General features: G+C 67.7%; 20 protein-coding genes and 3 tRNA genes. 16 read left to right on the forward strand and 7 right to left on the reverse strand.

Annotated elements, in window-relative coordinates; all coding sequences use genetic code 11:
• Positions 1–110 precede the first annotated feature (110 nt).
• From ACAM26_RS06780 to serB, 8 genes are all read left to right on the forward strand, one after another.
• A complete protein-coding gene (locus ACAM26_RS06780; RefSeq protein ID WP_062275306.1) occupies positions 111–941 on the forward strand; it encodes a carbon-nitrogen hydrolase family protein in 831 nt (276 codons plus the stop codon).
• A 221-nt stretch (positions 942–1,162) separates the two neighbouring features.
• Positions 1,163–2,605, forward strand: coding sequence for a metalloprotease TldD (gene tldD / locus ACAM26_RS06785; protein ID WP_132230301.1), 1,443 nt, complete (start codon positions 1,163–1,165; stop codon positions 2,603–2,605).
• Positions 2,606–2,676: 71 nt separating this feature from the next.
• The gene (gene pmbA, locus ACAM26_RS06790) at positions 2,677–4,026 is read left to right on the forward strand and encodes a metalloprotease PmbA (RefSeq protein ID WP_369613337.1); all 1,350 of its coding nucleotides are present in this window, start codon (positions 2,677–2,679) and stop codon (positions 4,024–4,026) included.
• Positions 4,023–4,295, forward strand: coding sequence for a hypothetical protein (locus ACAM26_RS06795; RefSeq protein WP_123142872.1), 273 nt, complete (start codon positions 4,023–4,025; stop codon positions 4,293–4,295). Before pmbA ends, ACAM26_RS06795 begins: the two co-directional genes overlap by 4 nt.
• Positions 4,296–4,456: 161 nt before the next feature.
• Positions 4,457–5,791, forward strand: coding sequence for an NAD(P)/FAD-dependent oxidoreductase (locus tag ACAM26_RS06800; protein WP_132230297.1), 1,335 nt, complete (start codon positions 4,457–4,459; stop codon positions 5,789–5,791).
• A complete protein-coding gene (locus tag ACAM26_RS06805) occupies positions 5,788–6,555 on the forward strand; it encodes a DUF1365 domain-containing protein (RefSeq protein WP_123140158.1) in 768 nt (255 codons plus the stop codon). Before ACAM26_RS06800 ends, ACAM26_RS06805 begins: the two co-directional genes overlap by 4 nt.
• Positions 6,555–7,784 carry a cyclopropane-fatty-acyl-phospholipid synthase family protein gene (locus ACAM26_RS06810; RefSeq protein ID WP_123140159.1) on the forward strand — a complete coding sequence of 410 codons (1,230 nt, stop codon included), beginning with the start codon at positions 6,555–6,557 and terminating at the stop codon, positions 7,782–7,784. The genes ACAM26_RS06805 and ACAM26_RS06810 overlap by 1 nt, the downstream gene beginning before the upstream one ends.
• 180 nt (positions 7,785–7,964) lie before the next feature.
• Positions 7,965–9,194, forward strand: coding sequence for a phosphoserine phosphatase SerB (gene serB, locus ACAM26_RS06815; protein ID WP_123140160.1), 1,230 nt, complete (start codon positions 7,965–7,967; stop codon positions 9,192–9,194).
• A gap of 30 nt (positions 9,195–9,224) precedes the next feature.
• Here the strand turns inward: serB and ACAM26_RS06820 are convergent, their stop codons facing one another.
• The 4 genes from ACAM26_RS06820 to aceA form a co-directional block, all read right to left on the reverse strand.
• Positions 9,225–10,238 (reverse strand): thioredoxin family protein, encoded by a 1,014-nt coding sequence (locus ACAM26_RS06820; protein ID WP_369613338.1) that lies wholly within the window; start codon positions 10,236–10,238, stop codon positions 9,225–9,227.
• Positions 10,239–10,299: 61 nt separating this feature from the next.
• The gene (gene aceK / locus ACAM26_RS06825) at positions 10,300–12,060 is read right to left on the reverse strand and encodes a bifunctional isocitrate dehydrogenase kinase/phosphatase (RefSeq protein WP_369613339.1); all 1,761 of its coding nucleotides are present in this window, start codon (positions 12,058–12,060) and stop codon (positions 10,300–10,302) included.
• A gap of 9 nt (positions 12,061–12,069) precedes the next feature.
• Positions 12,070–12,555 (reverse strand): ribonuclease E activity regulator RraA, encoded by a 486-nt coding sequence (rraA, locus tag ACAM26_RS06830; protein WP_123143183.1) that lies wholly within the window; start codon positions 12,553–12,555, stop codon positions 12,070–12,072.
• Between the two features lie 80 nt (positions 12,556–12,635).
• Entirely contained in the window at positions 12,636–13,940 is a 1,305-nt protein-coding gene (gene aceA / locus ACAM26_RS06835) for an isocitrate lyase (RefSeq protein WP_123140180.1), read from the reverse strand.
• A 290-nt stretch (positions 13,941–14,230) separates the two neighbouring features.
• Here aceA and pdxH point away from each other — a divergent pair, with 290 nt between their 5' ends.
• Complete coding sequence (gene pdxH, locus ACAM26_RS06840; protein WP_123140164.1) at positions 14,231–14,872, forward strand: pyridoxamine 5'-phosphate oxidase; 642 nt, start codon at positions 14,231–14,233, stop codon at positions 14,870–14,872.
• A gap of 393 nt (positions 14,873–15,265) precedes the next feature.
• Positions 15,266–16,573 (forward strand): MFS transporter, encoded by a 1,308-nt coding sequence (locus ACAM26_RS06845; RefSeq protein ID WP_132230290.1) that lies wholly within the window; start codon positions 15,266–15,268, stop codon positions 16,571–16,573.
• Between the two features lie 138 nt (positions 16,574–16,711).
• Here the strand turns inward: ACAM26_RS06845 and ACAM26_RS06850 are convergent.
• Positions 16,712–16,788: transfer RNA gene (locus tag ACAM26_RS06850), tRNA-Pro, on the reverse strand.
• A gap of 13 nt (positions 16,789–16,801) precedes the next feature.
• On the reverse strand, positions 16,802–17,770 hold the full coding sequence (locus tag ACAM26_RS06855) for a polyprenyl synthetase family protein (protein WP_123140166.1): 969 nt from the start codon (positions 17,768–17,770) through the stop codon (positions 16,802–16,804).
• A gap of 413 nt (positions 17,771–18,183) precedes the next feature.
• Between ACAM26_RS06855 and rplU the strand changes: the two genes are divergently transcribed.
• The 6 genes from rplU (at position 18,184) to ACAM26_RS06885 (ending at position 21,436) form a co-directional block, all read left to right on the forward strand.
• Entirely contained in the window at positions 18,184–18,495 is a 312-nt protein-coding gene (gene rplU / locus ACAM26_RS06860) for a 50S ribosomal protein L21 (RefSeq protein ID WP_062275340.1), read from the forward strand.
• A 13-nt stretch (positions 18,496–18,508) separates the two neighbouring features.
• A complete protein-coding gene (gene rpmA / locus ACAM26_RS06865) occupies positions 18,509–18,766 on the forward strand; it encodes a 50S ribosomal protein L27 (RefSeq protein ID WP_005224844.1) in 258 nt (85 codons plus the stop codon).
• 146 nt (positions 18,767–18,912) lie between these two features.
• Positions 18,913–20,004: an Obg family GTPase CgtA gene (gene cgtA / locus ACAM26_RS06870; protein ID WP_123140167.1), complete on the forward strand. Its 1,092-nt coding sequence runs from the start codon at positions 18,913–18,915 to the stop codon at positions 20,002–20,004.
• Positions 20,005–20,010: 6 nt separating this feature from the next.
• Positions 20,011–21,135 carry a glutamate 5-kinase gene (proB, locus tag ACAM26_RS06875; RefSeq protein WP_062275344.1) on the forward strand — a complete coding sequence of 375 codons (1,125 nt, stop codon included), beginning with the start codon at positions 20,011–20,013 and terminating at the stop codon, positions 21,133–21,135.
• Positions 21,136–21,220: 85 nt separating this feature from the next.
• Positions 21,221–21,294 (forward strand) — tRNA-Cys (locus ACAM26_RS06880).
• A gap of 57 nt (positions 21,295–21,351) precedes the next feature.
• Positions 21,352–21,436, forward strand: a tRNA-Leu gene (locus ACAM26_RS06885).
• Positions 21,437–21,576: 140 nt separating this feature from the next.
• Here the strand turns inward: ACAM26_RS06885 and ACAM26_RS06890 are convergent.
• Entirely contained in the window at positions 21,577–22,209 is a 633-nt protein-coding gene (locus ACAM26_RS06890) for a hypothetical protein (protein WP_123140168.1), read from the reverse strand.
• Between the last annotated feature and the right edge of the window lie 190 nt (positions 22,210–22,399).

Consider the following 22,399-nt stretch of genomic DNA (forward strand, 5'->3'; position numbering starts at 1 on the left):
TATCTTTCCGATAGGTACGCAGTCGCCGCCATCGGCGGGTGGCTGCTCGGACGCAAAGGCGGAGATCGGCGAGGTCGCGGGCCGACCGGACCGGCGAGGCGGTGCAGACGATGAATGCGAAACCCAAGGTCGGGGCGGTGCAGATGGCGACCGGCCCCAACGTGAGCGCGAACCTGTTCGAGGCCGAGCGGTTGATCAAGGAGGCGGCTGAGGGCGGCGCGCAGCTGGTGGTGTTGCCCGAGAACTTCGCCTTCATGGGCAAGCGCGACCAGGACCAACTCACCCTCCGCGAGGAGGACGGCGAGGGGCCGCTGCAGGCCTTCCTCGCTCGGGTGGCCAAGCAGTACGGCGTGTGGCTGGTCGGTGGCACCATCCCGATGGTGGCCGAGGACTCGTCCAAGGTTCGCGCTGCGTGCATGGTCTATGACGACCAGGGCCAGCGGGTGGCGCGTTACGACAAGATCCATCTGTTCGATGTCAGTCTGCCCGAGGTCGACGAGCGCTATCACGAGTCGGCCGCGATCGAGGCCGGTGACGAGGTGGTGGTGATCGACAGCCCGCTGGGACGGCTCGGCGTGGCGGTGTGCTACGATCTGCGCTTCCCGGAGATGTTCCGCAAGATGCTCGATCGCGGGGTGGAGATCCTGGTGGTGCCCTCGGCCTTCACCGCGATCACCGGCAAGGCGCACTGGGAGACCCTGGTGCGCGCGCGCGCCATCGAGAACCTGGTCTATGTGGTCGCCGCCGCCCAGGGTGGTTTCCACATCAATGGGCGCGAGACCCATGGTCATACCATGATCGTCGACCCCTGGGGCTCGGTGCTGGCGCAGGTGCCGCGCGGGGCCGGCAGCATCTGCTGCCCGGTCGACGAGGAGTTCCTCGAGTCGGTGCGTCGCAATTTCCCGACCATCGAGCACCGCCGTTTGAAATGTCACGGCTGAAGCCTCAGCTAGATCGCAAAGGGTCCCGCCGCCGGCGGACCCGCTCCGGGGGGGGCATCCCCCCCGGGTCCCAGCAGTCCCTGCTCGTGCCGAGGGGGGCGGGGACCGGTTGCACGGCACTGCGCTGAAGCTGCCTCGTCCCACGTCCATTTCGGGCCCGCCAGTTCACCCCTCGGCCGGTCACGGTCGGGGAGATGCTCCCCAGGAGTCCTCTAGATCCGATGAACGATTCACTAGCGCTCGCGCGCGACAGCATCCTCGCGCCGGTCGGTCTCTCCGACGGTGATCTCGACCGTCTGCTCGGGCTGCTCGCCGGTGCCTCGGTCGACGCCGCCGACATCTATTTCCAGTCCAGCCGCCTGCAGTCCTGGGTGATCGAGGACGGTCTCATCAAGGACGGCAACTTCAACATCGAGCAGGGCGCCGGGCTGCGGGTGATCTGCGGCGAGAAGACCGGGTTCGCCTACTCCGACGAGTTGCAGTTCCCGGCCCTGGCGCAGGCCGCCGAGGCGGCGCGGACGATCGCCCGCGGCGGTCGGGGGCACAGCGTCGCGGTCGGAGCCAAGGCGCCGGCCGCTGCCCTGTACCCGCCGATCAACCCCATCGACAGTCTCGAGAACGCCGACAAGATCGCGCTGCTGCGTCGCGTCGACGCCGAGGCGCGCGCCGCCGACCCACGGGTGCGCGAGGTGACCGCCAGCCTGGTGGCGGCGCACGATGTGGTGCTGGTGCTTGCCGATGACGGCTCGCTGGCTGCCGACGTGCGCCCGCTGGTGCGGATGAACGTGAGCGTGATCGTCGAGGCCGACGGGCGTCGCGAGCAGGGCTCGAGCGGCGGCGGTGCGCGCACCGATCTCGGCTTCTTCCTCGCCGAGGAGCGGGCGCTCGGCTTCGCCCGCGAGGCGGTGCGTCTCGCCCTCACCAGCCTCGAGGCCGAGGAGGCCCCGGCCGGCACCATGCCGGTGGTGCTCGGTCCCGGCTGGCCCGGGGTGTTGTTGCACGAGGCCGTCGGTCACGGGCTCGAGGGCGACTTCAACCGCAAGGGCACCTCGGCCTTCGCCGGGCGGCTCGGCGAGCGGGTGGCCGCGCCCGGGGTGACGGTGGTCGACAACGGCACCCTGCCGGGACGGCGCGGCTCGTTGGCGATCGACGACGAGGGCACCCCGACCCAGGAGACGGTGCTGATCGAGGACGGCATCCTGCGCGGCTACATGCAGGACAAGCTCAATGCCCGGTTGATGGGCGTGGCGCCCACCGGTAACGGGCGGCGCGAGTCCTACGCCCATCTGCCGATGCCGCGCATGACCAACACCTATATGCTTGCCGGGGATCGTGATCCGGCCGAGATCATCGCCTCGGTCGACAAGGGGCTCTATGCCGCCAACTTCGGCGGCGGCCAGGTCGACATCACCTCGGGCAAGTTCGTGTTCAGCGCCAGCGAGGCCTATCTGATCGAGAACGGTCGGATCGGTCGGCCGGTCAAGGGCGCGACCCTGATCGGCAACGGCCCCGAGGTGATGACCCGGGTGAGCATGATCGGCAACGACCTCAAGCTCGACGAGGGTGTCGGGACCTGTGGCAAGGACGGACAGAGCGTGCCGGTCGGGGTCGGGCAGCCGACCCTGCGCATCGATGCGCTCACCGTCGGCGGCACCAGCGCCTGAGTCCGTCGCGCCCCGGTCTTGATCCTGGGTCGCGACGCGTGTCGAATTCAATCCAGTCTGAAGGAAACCGCATGTCCATCAGTGCCACAGAGGATACCGCCGAGCGTCTGGCGCGGCTGCAGGAGAGCGTCGAGGAGCTGCTGCGCGAGGCCGAGCGCCAGGGCGCGAGTGCGGCCGAGGCCTCGGTCGGCAGCAGCACCGGACTCGAGGTCGCGGTGCGGCTGGGCGAGGTCGAGACGGTCGAGCACATCCGCGACAACGGGCTCGGCGTCACCGTCTATTTCGGTCACCGCCGCGGCTCGGCCAGCACCACCGACCTGTCGCCGGCGGCGGTGCGCGACGCGGTGCGCGCCGCCTGCGCCATCGCCGAGTACACCCAGGAGGACAGCTGCGCCCATCTTGCCGCGCCCGAGCTGATGGCGCGCGAGGTGCCCGACCTCGATCTCTGTCACCCCTGGCCGATCGGGGTCGACGCCGCCGTGGCCCTCGCCGTCGAGTGCGAGGAGGCCGCGCGCGGTCATGACCCACGCATCGTCAACTCCGAGGGGGCGAGCCTCTCGACCCATTTCGGACTGCGTGTCTATGGCAACAGTCACGGCTTCATCGGGGGCTATCCGAGCACCCGACACGGGCTCAACTGCGCGGTGATCGCCCAGGAGGGCGAGTCGATGCAGCGCGACTACTGGTGGAGTTCGGCGCGTGCCCCCGAGGATCTCGATGCCGCCGCGCGCATCGGCGCGCGCGCCGCCGCACGCACCGTGGCCCGGCTCAACGGGCGTCGCCTGGGCACGCGCAAGGTGCCGGTGCTGTTCCGAGCCGAGGTCGCCACCGGGCTGTTGCGCGGGCTGATCGGGGCGATCAGCGGCGGCAGCCTCTATCGGCGCGCGAGCTTCCTGCTCGACAGCCTCGATGAGCAGATCTTCCCCGAGTTCGTGCGCATCCACGAGCAGCCGCTGCTGTCGCGGGGGCTGGCCAGCGCACCCTTCGACGGCGACGGGGTGGCGACCCGGGCCAAGGACCTGGTGCGCGACGGGGTGCTGCAGACCTATGTGCTCGATACCTATTCCGGCTGTCGGTTGGGGATGCCGAGCACCGCGAATGCCGGCGGGGTGCGTAACCTCACCATCGACTCGGGACCGCTCGATCGCGCTGCGCTGTTGCGCGAGATGGGCACCGGGCTGATGGTCACCGAGCTGATGGGGCACGGGCTCAACATGGTCACTGGCGACTATTCGCGCGGTGCCGCCGGGTTCTGGGTGGAGAACGGCGAGATCCAGTATCCGGTCGAGGAGGTGACCATCGCCGGCAACCTGCGCGAGATGTTCGCCAACCTGGTGGCCGTCGGTGATGACTGCGACTTCCCCGGCAGCACCCGCACCGGCTCCTGGCTGATCGAGCGGATGACGGTCGCCGGCGAATGACCGCCGCCGCGGCGCAACCGCTGGAGCAGGCCTTGGCGGCGATCGCGGCGGCGCCGGGCTCGGCCTCGGCGCTCACCCTCTATGCCCTGGTGTGCACCCTCGAGCAGCCGCGCTCGGGCTCTCTGTTCCGGCTCGACAAGCTCGCCGACCTGGAGCCGGCGCATCGGTCGATCGCCTATGGTTTGATGGAGACGCTGGCGACGGGCGGCGTCGCCACCTCGGAGTGGCGCCAGCTGCGTGCGCAGATCGAGGCCGTGGTACGCGGTTGATGTGCCGCTCGTCGTCTCGGCGTTGCAACCACGGCATGATGGCGGGAAATCTGCGTGTGTCGATGACTTGATCCCTCGCGATGGGGCTCGATGTTCCCGGGAGGGGCGCGTTGGCGCACGTATCACGGACGGAGGGGGCCGAAGCGATTCGGGATCAGACGATGCCAGTGGAAACCATCGGAGTGATCGGCGGCGGGATCGGTGGACTCGGTGCCGCCTGGATGCTGGATGCGCGCTATCGGGTGATCCTGCTCGAGCGCAACGACTATGTCGGCGGCCATACCCATACCCTGGAGGTCGAGGGGGTCGCCGGGCGCTTCCCGGTCGATACCGGGTTCATGGTGTTCAACCGCCGCAACTATCCGCTGCTGTGTGCGATGTTCGAGCAGCTCGGGGTCGAGAGCTATCCCACCAGCATGTCCTTCGCCGCCAGTCTCGATGATGGCGCGATCGAGTATGCAGGCTCCGGCCTCAACTCCCTGTTCGGCCAGCGCGCCAATCTGGTGCGTCCGGGATTCTGGCGGATGCTCGGCGAGATCCTGCGTTTCAACACCGCCGCCAAGGCCTTCATCAACTCCAATCCCGGCACCACCCTGACCCTGGGTGGGTTTCTCGAGCGCGGGCGTTACTCGCGGCGTTTCGCCGAGGACTATCTGCTGCCGATGGCCGCCGCGATCTGGTCCTGTCCGACCGCCGACATGCTCGACTTCCCCTTCCTCGCCTTCGCCCGCTTCTTCTCCAACCATGGATTGCTCGATCTGATCGACCGGCCCGAGTGGGAGACGGTGCGCGACGGCAGTCGCGCCTATGTCGCCCGTATCCTCGAACGGATGCGCGGCGAGGTGCGCACCTCGACCCCGGTGCGCCGAGTGCGGCGGGTCGAGGGCGGGGTCGAGGTCGAGACCGCCGGCGGGGAGCGGCTCGGCTTCGATGCGGTGGTGTTCGGCTGTCACGCCGATCAGGCGCTGTCGCTGATCGAGTCGCCGAGCGCGCGCGAGCGCGAACTGCTCGGCAGCTTCCGCTATCAGGCCAACAAGGTCTATCTGCATACCGATCGGACGCTGATGCCACGCCGCCGCCGGGTGTGGTCGTCGTGGAACTATCTGCGTCATCGCGGCGATCCGGCCAGCCTGCCGGTGACCATCACCTATTGGATGAACAGCCTGCAGGCACTGCCGCCCGAGCGCGATGTCTTCGTCAGCCTCAACCCGCATCGGGCGCCGGCCCGGCAACATGTGCTCGCCGAACTCGACTACGATCACCCGCTGTTCGATGCCCGGGCGATGGAGGCGCAGCAGCGCATCGGCGAGATCCAGGGCCGCGACCGGTTGTGGTTCAGCGGCGCCTATCTCGGCTACGGTTTCCATGAGGACGGACTGCGCGCGGCGCTGGAGGTGGCCGAGGCGCTCGGCGCGCCCCCGTCCTGGGCGCCCGCGCGCACCGCCCCGGTCGGTCGCGGTGCGCGCGGCGGCGAACTGCCGCCGGTCGTATCATGACCGCGCCGGCGGCGAGACTGCTGTTCGGCGAGGTGATGCACCGGCGGCTGTTCCCGGTGCGCTACCGCTTCACTTACCGGGTGTTCAGCCTGCTGCTCGATCTCGATCGTCTCGATGAGTTGGCCGCCGGGTCACGCTGGTTCTCGCACAATCGCTTCAACCTGCTCGCCTTCCACGACCGCGATCACGGCCCGCGCGATGGCTCGCCGCTCAAGCCCTGGCTGCTGGCGCGGCTGCGCGGGCAGGGACTCGAGGTCGCGGTGGCGCGGGTCGAGTTGCAGTGCTTTCCCCGTCTGCTCGGCTATGGCTTCAACCCGTTGACCATCTGGACCTGTTTCGATCAGGAGGAACGCCCGCTGGCGGTGCTCTGCGAGGTCCACAATACCTTCGGCGAGAGCCACAGCTATCTGCTCCACGAGGGCGGGATGCCGCTGCGCTGGCCGATCCGCGCCCGCCATGCCAAGGACTTCCATGTCTCGCCCTTCATCGGCATGGCCGCCGACTATCAGTTCAGGTTCGCGCGCGACGGGCAGCAGCACAGCGTCGTCATCCGCGAGTTCCAGGAGGAACGGTTGATGTTGGCGGCCGTTCACAGCGCCCGGCTGCTGCCCTGCGACGATGCCAACCTGTTGCGCGCCGCGTTGAGCTATCCGCTGATGACCTTGAAGGTGATGCTGATGATCCACTGGCAGGCGCTGAAGATCTGGCTCCGTGGCGGGCGTTATCACGCCAAGCCCGAGCCGCCCCGCGAAGAGGTGTCCTGATGTCCGTCGAAGAGCCGTTGTCCGGGCCGCAACCGGTCGATACCAGGGGCGCCTGGCGCCTGTTCGAGCGTTTCTTCCGCGATCTGCTGTTCGGTCAGGTGCTGGTGCGCATGGGCGCCGACGGCGCCCGACTCTATCGCGGGCGCTTCTGTGGCGGGGCCGGTGAGCTGGCGATCCACCATCCCTGGCGTTTCGCCACCCGGGTGGTCGTGCGCGGCGAGATCGGCTTCGCCGAGTCCTATATCGCCGGGCACTGGTCCTCGCCCGATCTCCCGGCGCTGCTCGGGGTGCTCTACGACAATCTCGAGCACCTCGGCGGCGGTCCACAGGGGATGCGCTGGGGGCGCTGGCTCAATCGTCTCACCCATCTGCGCCGGCGCAACCATCGCCGCAACAGTCGGCGCAACATCGCCCGTCACTACGATCTCGGCAACGACTTCTATCGTCTCTGGCTCGACCACGGCATGACCTATTCCTCGGCGCTGTTCGCGCCGGAGGCGGGCGATGAGTCGTTGGAGCAGGCCCAGGCGCGCAAGTACGAGCGCCTGCTCGACGCCATCGACGCCCGTCCCGGCGAGCACCTGCTCGAGATCGGCAGCGGCTGGGGCGGTCTGGCCGAGGCCGCGGCGCAGCGCGGGCTGCGGGTGACCAGTATCACCCTGTCGCGCGCCCAGCTCGACTATGCCCGAACCCGACTGGCCGCGGCCGGGCTCGCCGACCTGGTGGAGTTCCGTCTCGCCGACTATCGCGAGGTGCGCGGCAGTTTCGATCACGCCATCTCGATCGAGATGATGGAGGCCGTCGGCGAGGCCTACTGGTCGACCTATTACGATACCCTGCGACGGCTGGTGCGCCCGGGCGGGCGGATCGCGCTGCAGGTGATCACCATCCACGAGGACGATTTCCCGCTCTATCGCCGTACCCCCGACTTCGTGCAGCTCTACATCTTCCCCGGTGGCATGTTGCCCTCGCCGCGGCGCATGACCGAGGAGGCCGCGCGCGCCGGGCTGCGTATCCGCGACACCCGCTGGTGCGGCGACGACTATGCCGAGACCCTGCGGCGCTGGCGCGCGCGTTTCCATGCCGTCGACGCCGAGGTCGCGGCGCTCGGCTACGATGCCGCCTTCCGGCGCATGTGGGACTACTATCTGGCCTATTGCGAGGCGGGGTTTCGCGCCGGTTGCGTCGATCTGGTGCAGACCCTGCTCGAGGTGCCGCGGCGGACCTGAGTCGGACGCGACGATCTGCGTTAAAGTACCCCCCATCGATCAGCCGCGGGCCACGCATCCGGGCCCGCGCCGCCGGTTCAGGGACGCCCGGCGGATGCGGTCTGACCCTGACCGACCGTCCAGGACGGACGAGACCGCATCGACCCGAATCCGAATCCTCGTGACCCAATACAGACCTTCATGAGCCAAATCGTACTGATCAACGTGGCCGGTGAGGACCGTCCCGGCATCATCGCCGCACTCACCGAGACCCTGGCCCGCTATCACATCCCGGTACTCGACATCGGCCAGTCGACCATCCACGACGCCCTGGCGCTGGGCATGCTCGTCGAGCTGCCGGCGGCCGATCGCGACAGCGGCGTCTTTCGCGACCTGCTGTTCACCGCCCACGGCATGGGGCTCGACATCCGCTTCACCCCGATCGACGGCGACAACTACGAGCGCTGGGTGCGCGAGCAGGGCCAGCCGCGTCATATCCTCACCCTGCTCGGGCGCGAGATCGGCGCCGAGCACATCGCCCGGGTCTCGGCGCTGATCGCCGAGCGCGGACTCAACGTCGATCGCATCAACCGGCTCAGCGGTCGCATCTCGCGGCGCACCGCGCCGGCGCCGCACGCGCTCGCCTCGGTGGAGTTCTCGGTGCGCGGCGCGGTCGATGATCTCACCGCACTGCACGGCGCGCTGCTCGGGCTCAGCCAGGTGATGGATGTCGACGTCGCGGTCCAGGAGGACACCGTCTTCCGCCGCACCCGGCGGCTGGTCTGCTTCGACATGGACTCGACCCTGATCCAGACCGAGGTGATCGACGAGCTGGCCGCGGCCGCCGGGGTCGGTGCCGAGGTGGCGGCGATCACCGAGGCGGCGATGCGCGGCGAGCTCGACTTCCAGGAGAGCTTCCGCCGCCGCATGGCGCTGCTCGAGGGGCTCGACGAGTCGGTGCTGGTGGGGATCGCCGAGCGGCTGCCGATCACCGAAGGCGCCGACCGGCTGATCGCCATGCTCAAGCGGCTCGGTTACAAGATCGCCATCCTCTCCGGCGGCTTCACCTATTTCGCCGAGCATCTGCAGCGACGCTTCGGCATCGACTACGTCTATGCCAACCAGCTCGAGTTCCGCGACGGCAGGCTCACCGGGGAGGTCGCCGGCGAGATCGTCGATGGCGCGCGCAAGGCCGAGCTGCTGCGCGAGCTGGCCGCGCGCGAGGGCATCCGTCTCGAACAGGTGATCGCCGTCGGCGACGGTGCCAACGACCTGCCGATGCTCTCGATCGCCGGGCTCGGCATCGCCTTCCACGCCAAGCCGATCGTCACCCGGCAGGCGCGTCACTCGATCGCCACCGTCGGGCTCGACGGCATCCTCTATCTGCTGGGGATGCGCGATCGCGACCTCGCCGCGCTCGATCGCATCTGATCCGCGCCGCGCCGGGATCGACCCCGGCGCTCATTCCATCAGCTCGACCTCGACCCCCAGCGCCTCGATGCGCTCGCGCCGCGCCGCCAGATAGCGCTGGAAGCTCGGCTGCCAGCGATAGGCGCCGGTGGCGACATAGTCGAGCGCGCCGTGCAGGTGAAAGGCGCGCAGCTCGCCCTCGGCGCGGAAGACCTCGCGCCCGGCCGCGTCGAAGAACACCAGGGTCGGGGTGTAGAGGATACCGAGCGCCTCGGCCCAGTCGCGCGCGGCGCGGGCGGCACCGTCCGGGGTCTGCAGCGGGGTCTCGGCGTCGATATCGACGAGCGCCACGTCGAAGGCGCTGAGCGCGGCGCCCAGCGCCGGGCGGCGCAGCAGATCGTCGTGGAGACGGTCGCAGCCGCGACAGGTGCGTTGTTCGAACAGCACCACCAACGGGCGTGGCGAGCGGTCGCGATTGTCGGCCAGGCGCAGCGGCGGTTCGAGAAAGCCGGTCTCGTGGTGCAGCTCGCCGCTTGCCGGCGGACCGCCGCGCCTGGCGTGGAAGTCGACGAAGCGCTCGCCGAACTGCTCGCGCCGCTCGGCGACATAGGCCAGCGCGGCGGCGAGACGCGCCGGTGGCTGGTAGCCGTTGATCCGCAGCACCACGGCGCCGGCCTCGTCGAGCAACAGCAGTGTCGGGGTGAACTGGACGCCGAGGGCGGCGGCCAGCCCCTTCTCGGTGGTGGTCTGGCCGTCGAGCCCGACCACCTCGCGATCGCCCCAGATGTTGAGCGCGATGACCTCGAAGCGCTCCTGTGCCAGTCGTGCGATCTCGGGATCGGCGAGGTTCACCCGCAGCAGCAGGGCGCAGTAAGGGCAGCCGTCCTGGTAGAAGTAGAGCATCAGCCGGCGGTCTGCGGCGGTGGCCTCGGCGACATCCTCGGCGAGATCGAGGAAGGACTGCTTGAACCAGGATGGGTGCTCTGGTGGGGCGCTGAGGACATCGCCGGCGGCTGTCAGCAGCAGCGCGAGCGCGAGCAGGACGAGGCGCGGGCGGATGGGCATGATGGCCTCCCCGGGCGGACCGGTCTGGGGCGCGCCGGGGGTGGCGCGGCCTGTCCGCAGTCTAGCCGATGGTCTGTGCCCCGACGCTGCGTGGGGCTGGCGGGCCGGGGAAGCGCCGTGCCTCGGGGTAGGGGAAGACGTCCTCGAGCCGGCCGCGGCGGATATGGGTCTGGCGCTCGCGCCACCAGTCCGGGTCGAGCAGCTCGGCGTGGAGTTCACGAAACAGCGCCCGGGTGCGCGGGTCGGTGAGCAGGAAGGTCTCGAACTCCTCGGGGAAGACGTCGGCCGGGGCGATGCTGTACCAGGGCTCGTCGGCCAGCTCCAGTTCGGGGTAGGGCGCCTCGGGGATCTTGCGGAAGTTGCACTCGGTGAGATAGCAGAGCTCGTCGTAGTCGTAGAACACCACCCGCCCACGCCGGGTGACGCCGAAGTTCTTGAACAGGAAGTCGCCGGGGAAGATGTCGGCGGCGGCGAGCTGGCGGATGGCGTCGCCGTACTCGGCCACCGCATGCCGCGCGTCCTCGGCGTCGGCCTCCTGCAGATAGAGGTTGAGCGGAGCCATGCGCCGCTCGATATAGAGGTGCTTGATGATCAGGTGCTCGCCGTCGTGCTCGAGGCTGCCTGCGCACTCCTCCTCGAGCAGCGCGCGCAGCGCCGGGGAGAAGCGCGCGGCGGGGAAGGCGACGTGCGAGTACTCCCAGGAGTCGGCCATGCGCCCGACGCGGTCGTGGAGCTTGACCAGCTGGTACTTCTCCTTCACCGCCTCGCGGCTCATCTCCTTCTGCGGCGGGAAGCGGTCCTTGATCACCTTGAACACGAAGGGGAAGGAGGGCAGGGTGAAGACGCACATCACCATGCCGCGGATCCCCGGGGCGATGACGAACTCGTCGGCGGAGTGACGCAGGTGTTTGAGGAAGTCGCGATAGAACTCGGCCTTGCCGAACTTCTGCAGCCCGATCGCGGTATAGAGCTCGGCCTTGCCCTTGCGCGGCAGCAGCGGGCGGAGGAACTCGACGACCGCCGCCGGCACCTCGGTGTCGATCATGAAATAGGCGCGCGAGAAGCTGAAGATGTCCGACAGCTCGTCCTCGCCGACCAGCAGGGTGTCGACATAGAGCCCGCGCTGCTCGTCGTTGAGGACGGGGATGGCAAAGGGGATCTGGTCGGCGCCGTTGATCGCCTTGCCGATGAGATAGGCGGCCTTGTTGCGGAAGAAGGGGCTGCGCAGCACCGCGAGCTGGAAGTTCTGCTGCCGGGTCTGTGCTGCGGGCAGGCGCTCGCGCAGCGCGCGCAGCAGACAGCGCAGGTCGTGGCGCGGGGCGCGGAAGGGTCGCTCGAAGCCGGCGTCGGTGAGGATGCGGGCGAGCACCCGGGCGAAGCCGTCGCGGGTGGGGTAGTAGGGGCGGTAGATCGGCACCTCGGCCTCGAGGTGCTCGGTCGAGATCATCGGCCAGACGAAGATATAGCGGTTGTCGTAGTAGCGCCGATCGAACAGGCGACAGAACACCGAGTTGTAGAAGGTCTCGGCCAGCTCGGGTTGGCGGTGCAGCGGCAGCAGCCGTAGATACTCGACCTTGACCCGCTGCCACAACGCGTCGCTCGGGTCACGCAGATGGAACTCGCGGCGCAGCAGCGCCACGGTCTCGCCGACCCGGGTGTCGTAGTAGCTGATGCGCGCGCGGGCGGCGGCCTGGACGGCCGGCCAGTCGGCGCGCTCGAAGCGCGTCCGGGCCTCGCCGGTACAGGCGCGGAACAGTCGGTAATGACGCTCGAAACCATCGAGGATGGCCTCGGCGATCAGCTTCGCCTCGGTCCAGGCCATGATGCGTCCTCAGCCGTCGGTGAGCGACCGCTCGGCGATCACCACGCCGTCCTCGTCGCAATAGACCTGATCGCCCGGGTTGACGCGCGCCCCGGCGATGTTGATCGGGATGTCGCGCTGGCCCTCGCCGCGACGATGGCTCTTGCGCGGGGTGCTGGCCAGCGCCTTGATGCCGATCGCCATGGCTGCCAGCTCGACCCGGTCGCGCACGCAGCCGTGGATCACCACCCCGGCCCAGCCCTGCTCGACGGCACGCGCGGCGATCAGGTCGCCGAGCATGGCGCAGCGCAGCGAACCGCCGGCATCGACCACCAGCACCCGGCCCTCGCCGGGTTCGGCCAGGGTCGACTTGACCAGCGAGTTGTCCTCGAAGCACTTGACGGTGACCGCCTCGCCACTGAAGCGCGAGCGGCCGCCGAAGTCCTGGAACACCGGGTCGCAGACCTGCAGGGCGTCGCCCTCCTGGTCGTAGAGATCGGCGGTCTTGAAGTCCATGCGCGGGGTCTCCTGGTACGGCTGGGGCGGTGCGGGGCGGGCGCCGGGGCGTGATGGCCCCGGCGCGGGGGAGGGCGTTGTTAGAACTGCTCCTCCTCGGTCGAGCCGGTCAGTGCGGTGACCGAGGAGACGCCGCCCTGGATGGTGGTGGTGACGTCGTCGAAGTAGCCGGCGCCGACCTCCTGCTGGTGCGAGACGAAGGTGTAGCCCTTGTCGCGCGCGGCGAACTCCGGCTCCTGCACCTTCTCGACATAGTGGCGCATGCCCTCGCCACGGGCGTAGTCGTAGGCGAGGTCGAACATGTTGAACCACATGTTGTGGATGCCCGCCAGGGTGATGAACTGGTACTTGTAGCCCATCGCCGCCAGCTCGTCCTGGAACTTGGCGATGGTGGCATCGTCGAGGTTCTTCTTCCAGTTGAACGAGGGCGAGCAGTTGTAGGCGAGCAGCTTGTTGGGGTTCTTCTCGAGCACCGCCTGGGCGAACTCGCGGGCGAAGCCGAGGTCCGGGGTGCCGGTCTCGCACCACACCAGATCGGCATAGGGGGCGTAGGCCAGGCCGCGGCTGATCGCCTGCTCGAGTCCGTTCTTGACCCGGTAGAAGCCCTCGTTGGTGCGCTCGCCGGTGACGAAGGGACGATCGTTGTCGTCGACGTCGCTGGTGAGCAGGTTGGCCGCCTCGGCATCGGTACGCGCCAGCAGCAGCGTGGGCACGCCCATGACGTCGGCGGCGAGTCGCGCGGCGACGAGCTTCTGCACCGCCTCGCTGGTCGGCACCAGCACCTTGCCGCCCATGTGGCCGCACTTCTTCACCGCGGCGAGCTGGTCCTCGAAGTGCACCCCGGAGGCGCCGGCGGCGATCATGTTCTTCATCAGCTCGAAGGCGTTGAGCACGCCGCCGAAGCCGGCCTCGGCATCGGCCACGATCGGCAGGAAGTAGTCGACGTGGGCCGGATCGCCGGGTTCGATCTCCTTGGCCCACTGGATCTCGTCGGCACGCTTGAAGGCGTTGTTGATGCGACGCACCATGGTGGGGACCGAGTCATAGGCATAGAGCGACTGGTCGGGGTACATGGTTTCGGAGGTGTTGCCGTCGGCGGCGACCTGCCAGCCGGAGAGATAGATCGCCTCGATCCCGGCCTTGGCCTGCTGCATCGCCTGACCGGCGGTGATCGCGCCCATGCAGTTGACGTAACCCTTCTTGGCGTCGCCGTGGATCAGCCCCCAGAGTCGTTCGGCGCCGCGTCGGGCATAGGTGTGCTCGGGTTGCACCGAACCGCGCAGTCTCACGACGTCGGCCGCCGAGTAGGCGCGGGTGACATCGGTCCAGCGGGGGTTCTCTGCCCAATCCTGTTCCAGGGCCTTGATCTGGTCTTGGCGGGTCATCGGCATGGGGTACTCCTTCTTGATCGTGTCGGTTCGCGCGATCTGTGTCGTCTTCCAGGCCCCGTGGCATCCGTTCACGGTAGCCCGTGGAAGCGAATCGGCGGATGATTGACCGTCTTGGTAGGTCTTGGAGGGATGAAACTACCCCGGGTTCCAATCATTTGGCGAGTCAATTATCCTAATTCTGTCCATTAGTTTTGATAATTATCAATGAGAAGACATCCTCTGATTTTCCCCTCGCGTCCGACCGGGCGTGCCCTGCTCGGTCTCCAGCTTGCCGGGGTGGCGGCATGACGGCGAGCCCCGAAGAGATCCGCGCGCAGGGCATGGCGGAGGGGCTGGCGCGCGAGTCGCTCGCCGCCGATCCCTTCTCCCAGTTCGAGCAGTGGTACCAGGTGGCGGTCGGCAGCGGCATCCCCGAGCCCAACGCGATGACCGTCTCCACCGTCGATGCCGAGGGACAACCCTCCTCGCGCACCGTGTTGATGAAGCTCTACGACGAGCGTGGATTCGTCTTCTTCACCAACTACGCCAGTCGCAAGTCGCACCAGATCGAGACCAATCCGCGGGTCTATCTGCTGTTCCCCTGGGTGGCGCTGGCGCGTCAGGTGGGGATCTCGGGGCGTGCCGAGCGGATCTCGGCGGCCGAGTCCTTCCGCTATTTCACCTCGCGGGCGCGCGGTAGCCAGATCGGCGCCTGGGCCTCGCCGCAGAGCCAGGTGATCCGCTCGCGGGCGATGCTCGAGGCCAAGGTCGAGGAGATGCGCCAGCGTTTTCGCGACGGCAAGATCCCGCTGCCCGAGTTCTGGGGCGGCTACCGCGTCGTCCCCGACAGCATCGAGTTCTGGCAGGGCCGTGACTGCCGCCTCCACGACCGCTTCCTCTACCGCCGTGCGGCCTCGGGCTGGGACATCGAGCGGCTGGCGCCCTAGGGGGGGGGCTCAGCCGCCAGCCATCAGCTTTCAGCCGCCAGTGGGGGGGCGCCGCCTTCTGAGGCGGTTGATGCTCTTCGAGGGCGATTTGAACCACGAAGACGCGAAGTGCGCAAAGGTAGGAACGGCTTTTGGTTATCGTCAGCCGCCAGCGATCAGCTTTCAGCCGCCAGTGGGGAAAGAGCAGACTCATGACTGGAGGCTGGACGCTGGCGGCTCTCCCCCCTTGCTTCGCCGCCTTTGCGTCTTTGCGGTTCAATCCCCTGGCGGCTGGCGGCTGGCGGCTGGCGGCTGGCGGCTGGCGGCTGGCGGCTGGCGGCTGAAAGCTGAATAATGCCGGTTCGTTCTTGCAACCCGACCGAGCGGCCGGCGCCGGCCCGAGACCCAGTATCCATGTCCGAACACGCCAAGACTCATCGTATCGGCCCGATTCATCTTGCCCCCGAGATCAGCCTGCGCCACGGCTGGACCTTCATGGTCGTGGCCTTCTTCTCGATCGGGCTCATGGTCTTCGTCTCCATTGGCCAGACCTATATCCTCAACGAGCATCTCGGCATCCCCGAGTCGAGCCAGGGCCGCATCAGCGGCAACCTGGTGTTCCTCACCGAGATCGTCACCCTGTTGCTGTTCCTGCCCGCCGGGGTGCTGATGGACCGCCTCGGGCGGCGTACCGTCTATGGTGTCGGCTTCCTGCTGCTGGCGCTGACCTACGTGCTCTATCCGCTTGCCACCTCGGTGGAGATGCTCTACGGCTTTCGGGTGATCTACGCCCTCGGCGTGGTGGCGGTCGCCGGGGCGCTGTCGACGGTGCTCGCCGACTATCCTGCCGAGCGCTCGCGCGGCAAGCTGGTGGCGTTGGTCGGGGTGCTCAGCGGACTCGGCGTGGTGATCGTCGGTCAGGGACTGGGGGCGCTGCCCAAGGTCTTCACCAATGCCGGTTTCGACGGCGTCGAGGCCGGTCGCCTGACCCATTTCATCATCGCCGGGCTGTCGGTGGCGGTCGCCGTGTTGGTCTTCTGGGGGTTGAAACCCGGGGTGCCGGCGCGTCATGACGAACGTCCGAACGTGCGTACCCTGTTCGCCAGCGGTTTTGCCCAGGCGCGCAATCCGCGCATCCTGCTCGCCTATGCCTCGGCCTTCATCGCGCGTGGCGATCAGTCGGTCAACGCGACCTTCATCATCCTGTGGGGCACGCTGGCCGGCAAGGCGGCGGGGATGGAGACGCCGGAGGCGGTACTCGCCGGGACGGTGATCTTCGTCATCACCCAGCTCTCGGCGCTGGTCTGGGCGCCGTTGCTCGGCCCGCTGCTCGATCGCATCGACCGGGTCTCGGCGATGGCCGTATGCATGGGGCTGGCCGCGCTCGGCAACCTGGCGCCCTTGCTGCTCGAAGACCCGCTGGCGCGGATCGGCATCGTCTTCTTCATCCTGCTCGGGATCGGTCAGATCAGCGTCTTTCTCGCCGGACAGTCGCTGATCGGTCAGGAGGCGCCGACGGCGCAACGCGGCTCGGTGCTCGGCGCCTTCAACGTCACCGGCGCGATCGGCATCCTGCTGATCACCCTGGTCGGCGGTTATCTCTTCGACCATGTCGATCCGCGCGCGCCCTTCGCGGTGGTCGGCACGATCAACCTGCTGCTGCTGTTCGCCAGCCTCTATGTGCGCTGGCGTCATCCTCAGGTGGGTGCGGTCGGGCGCTGATGGCCGGGGTCGGCCGGGGCGCGCGCCTCGGTCGATCAGCCGTGCCCGGCCCGGTGCTGATGCAGGTAGGGCAGGGATGGAGAGATTGCAGGCACAAAAAAACCGGCGCGAGGCCGGTTTTCTTGATCTAGCGGAGATTGGTCGGGGTGACTGGATTCGAACCAGCGACTTCTGCCTCCCGAAGACAGCGCTCTACCAAGCTGAGCTACACCCCGATATCGGGAATTCTTAATACGACCGGCTGACGGCGAAGTCTGCCAGCGTTGCCATGGCATCACGTGCGGGACTCGGATCGAGGATCTCGAGTGCCTCACGGGCCTTTTGGGCGTGCCGTTTAGCAAGATCGCCAGTATAGGCGATTGCGTCGGTGGATGCAATAGCCTCGATCACGGCGTCGATCCGCTCGCGACCACCGTGCTCGATGCAGTCGCGCAGCATCGCGCGCTGCTCGGCGGTGCCGACGGCCATGGCGCGGATCAGCGGCAGGGTGGGCTTGCCCTCGTCGAGGTCGTCGCCGACGTTCTTGTCGAGGCTCTCGTTGTTGGTGCTGTAGTCGAGCGCGTCGTCGATCAGCTGGAAGGCGATGCCGAGATTGAGCCCATAGCTGGCGAGCGCGGCCTCGACCTCCGGGGTGGTCTCGGCAAGGATCGCGCCGAGGCGGGTGCCGGCGGCGAACAGGGTCGCGGTTTTGCGCTCGATGACCTCCATGTAGCGCGCCTCGTCGGTATCGGCGTCGCGCGCGTTGAGCAGCTGCAGCACCTCGCCCGCGGCGATGCGGTTGGTGGCGTGCGCGAGCACCTCCATCACCCGCATGCTGCCGACGTCGACCATCATCTCGAAGGCGCGCGAGTAGAGGAAGTCGCCGACCAGCACGCTCGCCTCGTTGCCCCAGACGGCGTTGGCCGTCTCGCGGTTGCGACGCATCTCGGAGTTGTCGATGACATCGTCGTGGAGCAGGGTCGAGGTATGGATGAACTCCACGATCGCGGCCAGATCGATGTGACGCTCGCCGCTGTAGCCGCAGGCGCGGGCCGCGAGCAGCACGGAGAGCGGACGCAGTCGCTTGCCGCCGCTGTTGACGATGTAGTGACCGATCTGGTTGATCAGTACGACATCGGACTCGAGCCGACGCAGGATCAGGGCGTCCACCGCCTTCGAGTCGTCGGCGACGGGGTGTCGAATCGTGGAGAGGTCCATTCGTATGCGGGGTCTATCGATAGTGACGGCGGATGCTAGGTGCGAGGCACCGAGCTGTCAAGGAGGTCGCGGAACGCGATACGTGCGTCCTCCCACGGCAACGGAAACGGGTGTACTGGCAGGTCCGGGGTGTCTCGGATCCTGCGGCCCTGAGGACGCCGCCTGGTGTTGCCGGGCCCTGGGCGACCGCCTCCCGTTCAAGGACCAGGAGTCAGCCGTTTCTCCGTCCAATCTGCCAACTGCGCCCTGGCGCGTCAAGTCTCGACCGGGCGGCGATGGTGCGCCGTCACATTCGGAGAGGCATCGACGTTGACGCACGTCATGGCTTCGCGGTAGGATTCCGCTTCTTTGTTCCGGCGCGGAGCTGCGAGCTGCGTCGGCTGTTTCCGAATTATTCTGGGGATCTGCTGATCATGTACGCGGTCATTCAAACCGGTGGAAAACAATACCGGGTTTCGGAAGGCGACACACTCAAGGTCGAGAAGCTCGCCGCCGAGGAAGGTTCCAACGTCGACTTCGAGGTGCTGATGGTCGCCGACGGCGAGACCATCAAGGTCGGCAAGCCCTTCGTCGAGGGCAGCAAGGTGAGCGCCGTGGTCGAGTCGCACGGTCGTGGCGACAAGGTCTCGATCATCAAGTTCCGTCGTCGCAAGCACCACATGAAGCGTCAGGGCCACCGCCAGTGGTTCACGTCGCTCAAGATCACTGGCATCAACGCCGGCTGAGGAGAGATTACCGATGGCACACAAGAAAGCAGGCGGTAGTTCGCGTAACGGCCGCGATTCAGAGTCCAAGCGCCTTGGCGTCAAGGTCTTCGGTGGTCAGCGTGTCAGCGCCGGCGCCATCATCGTGCGTCAGCGCGGTACCCAGTTCCACGACGGTGTGAACGTTGGCTGTGGTCGCGACCACACCCTCTACGCCCTGACCGACGGTGTCGTGAAGTTCGTCACCAAGGGTCCGCAGAAGCGTAAGTTCGTCACCGTGGAAGGCGCCTGATCCGCGAGCGGGTCCAGCCCTGGCCCCGCGCCTTCCGTGGAGACCGCGCAGCCTCGTCCGGGTGACGAGGCTTTTTCGTTTCTGCCGCACCGTCAGGGTGTGCGCCCGCGACCCCTGCATCGGCAATCGCACAACGGATCGATCGCATGAAATTCGTCGACGAGGCATACATCCGGGTCGAAGCCGGTGACGGCGGCAGCGGCTGCGTCAGCTTCCGCCGTGAGAAATACATCCCCAAAGGTGGCCCCAATGGCGGCGACGGCGGGGACGGCGGCAGTGTCTATCTGCTCGCCGACAACAATCTCAATACCCTGGTCGATCTGCGCGATCAGCGCATCCAGCGCGCCGAGCGCGGCCAGAACGGCATGGGCCGCGACATGACCGGACGCAGCGGTCAGGACCTGGTGATCCGGGTCCCGGTCGGCACCCGGGTGATCGAACGCGACACCGGTGAGCTGATCGGCGAGCTGATGGCCTCGGGCGAGCGCCTGCTGGTCGCCCAGGGCGGCTTCCACGGCATCGGCAACGCCCGCTTCAAGTCCAGCACCAATCGCACCCCGCGTCAGTCCACCCCGGGTACCCCGGGCGAGCGTCGCGATCTCCATCTCGAGCTGCTGCTGCTCGCCGACGTCGGCCTGGTCGGCTTCCCCAACGCCGGCAAGTCGTCGCTGGTGCGCCAGGTCTCGAGCGCGCGTCCGCGCGTCGCCGACTACCCCTTCACCACCCTGCATCCGAACCTCGGGGTGGTGCGTCTCGGGCGCGAGCGCAGCTTCGTCATCGCCGACATCCCCGGGCTGATCGAGGGCGCGGCCGAGGGCGCCGGACTCGGCACCCGCTTCCTCAAGCATCTGTCGCGCACCCGGTTGCTGCTGCACCTGGTCGATGTCGCGCCGCTCGGCGATCACACCGACCCCTACGACGAGATCCGCAAGGTCGAGGCCGAGATGCGCGCCTTCGGGCGCGAGCTGATCGACAAGGAGCGTTGGCTGGTGTTCAACAAGGTCGATCTACTCGACGAGGAGACCTTCGCCGCCCGTCGCGAGGCCCTGCTCGAGCGGCTCGACTGGCAGGGGCCGGTCTATGCCATCTGCGCGCTCAGCGGCAAGGGCACGGAGCCGCTGATGCAGGATCTCATGAACCACCTGGAGCGGTTGCGTGCGGCCGAGACCGTCGTCGAGCCCGAGGACGGGACCAGCGAGGACGATGCCGCCGAAGACGATTGGCATCCGCTGGGCTGATCGACCATGATCTCGCGCGAGGAACTCCCCGGGACCCGCCGCTGGGTGGTCAAGATCGGCAGTACCCTGCTGACCCGTGACGGTCGCGGCGTCGGACGCGACCTGCTCGAACCCTGGGTGGCGCAGATGGCCGCCCGTCATGGTGCCGGTGCCGAGGTCGTGTTGGTCTCCTCGGGAGCGGTCGCCGAGGGAATGGCGCGGATGGGGTGGCGCGAGCGCCCCGGTGCGCTGCACGAGTTGCAGGCGGCCGCCGCGATCGGCCAGATGGGGCTGGTGCGCGCCTACGAGGACTGCTTTCGCGATCATGGCCGGCACACCGCCCAGGTGCTGCTCACCCGTGACGACCTCTCCAACCGGGTGCGCTATCTCAACGCCCGCAGTACCCTGCGCACCCTGATCCGTCACGGTGTGGTGCCGGTGATCAACGAGAACGACACCGTCGCCAACGACGAGCTGCGTTTCGGTGACAACGATACCCTCGCCGCGCTGGTCGCCAACCTGATCGAGGCCGATCTGTTGGTGCTGCTCACCGACCAGGACGGCATCTTCGACCAGGATCCGCGCAACAATCCCGAGGCGCGCCTGATCACCGAGACCTGGGTCGACGACCCCATGCTCGATCAGGTCGCCGGCGGCAGTGGCTCGGGCCTGGGCACCGGTGGCATGGTCACCAAGGTCCGCGCGGCGCGGCTCGCCGCCCGTTCCGGCACCCCGACGGTGATCGCCCCCGGTCGCGGCGAGCGGGTGTTGGAGCGGATCGGTGCGGGTGAGTCGATCGGCACCCTGCTGATCCCCTTCCAGGGGCCGCAGGCGGCGCGCAAGCAGTGGATCGCCGGTCAACTGCAGGTGCGTGGTCGGCTGGTGCTCGACGCCGGTGCGGTGCGGGCGCTGCGCGAGCAGGGTACCAGCCTGCTGGCCGTCGGGGTGCGGGCGGTCCACGGCGCCTTCGAGCGCGGTGAGGTGGTCGCCTGTGTCGATGAGCAGGGCAGGGAGGTCGCGCGCGGCCTGGTCAACTACGACGCCGAGGCGACGCGCCGCATCCAGGGGCGCTCATCGCATCGCTTCGCCGAGATCCTCGGCTATGTCGACGACGACGAGCTGATCCACCGCGACAACTTGGTATTGCTCTGAAGGCCGGTTGTTCGGCGGTGCGCAGGCCGGACATCAAAATGGGGGGTGACAAGACCCCGGCAAGTCTTTATACTGCGCGTTCTCTGGCTGAGTGGCAGAGTGGTTATGCAGCGGCCTGCAAAGCCGTGTACCTCGGTTCGATTCCGGGCTCAGCCTCCATTCCTTTCCCGTAGTCCCCGTCGAGATCAAGCTAGGACAGTCCACTGTCCCGCACCCGCCCGGGTGGCGAAACTGGTAGACGCAGGGGACTTAAAATCCCTCGACCTCGGTCATGCGGGTTCGAGTCCCGCCCCGGGCACCATCCGCCTCTATCTCTCTGTCGACCCAACCCCCTGGTACGTCCGTGCGTGGCGGATCCAGCCGTTGCCCCTGTCGTTGCGACCGCGACCCGCTTCGGACCGTCTCGTCCATGAATCGGGACGAGACGGTTGGCATGGCGTTTCAGCCGCGTGCGGTGCGTCCGCGCTTGGCCATGACGGCCCCACGCATGGCGATCAGCACGAAGAGGTTGGCGACGAAGGCGGCCAGGGCGGCGGCGATGATCATGGTCATCGGCTTGTCCTGAGCGTTCTCGATGCCGAAGGCATCACCCACCGAGGTGAGGACGGCGCTGTTGGCCGGGTCGGCCAGCAGGTAAGCGCAGCAGGCGATGAAGGCGCCGAAGAACAGCATCTTGGTGTCGAGATAGAGTCCGGCGATCAGCGCGGCGAGGCCGAGCAGATAGAGCTGCACCAGGTTGTACTGCTCGGCGCTGAGCGCGTCGCGGATGCCGTGGTCGTAGAACAGCCACAGCAGGCCGCCGAGCGCGCCCCAGTGCAGCAGCTGTTTGATCAGGTAGAAGAAGCGCGAGCGGTCGAAGGCGTAGGCCTGACTCCATCCCGAGAGGATCGAGATGAAGGCGACCACCGGGATGAAGAACTCCCAGTACTGGGTGGTGGCGGCGAAGTCCTCGCGGGCGAAGAACACCAGGACCACCGCGGCGATGTAGAGGAAGACCGATGGCAGGATGGCGACCATCAGTGGGGACTGGGACTGCTTGGACTTGACCTCGGACGAGGCTGCTGACTTTGACACGACTGACCCTCCTTGCGAGTACGGGTACTGTGTGGTGAGTGGCCGATGGCCGGATCGATAACGCCCCTCAAGCCATCGATTGCGTCAAGCGTCCTGGATCTTAACCCTTACCGAAACTAAGTTTAAGGGGTTGTGACATCCGCGCGCGCATTCGGGCATCCGCGACCCTCGTCATCGTCCGCGTCGTCTT

The organism is Marichromatium sp. PS1, assembly GCF_041155115.1.
Lineage (GTDB): Bacteria > Pseudomonadota > Gammaproteobacteria > Chromatiales > Chromatiaceae > Marichromatium > Marichromatium gracile.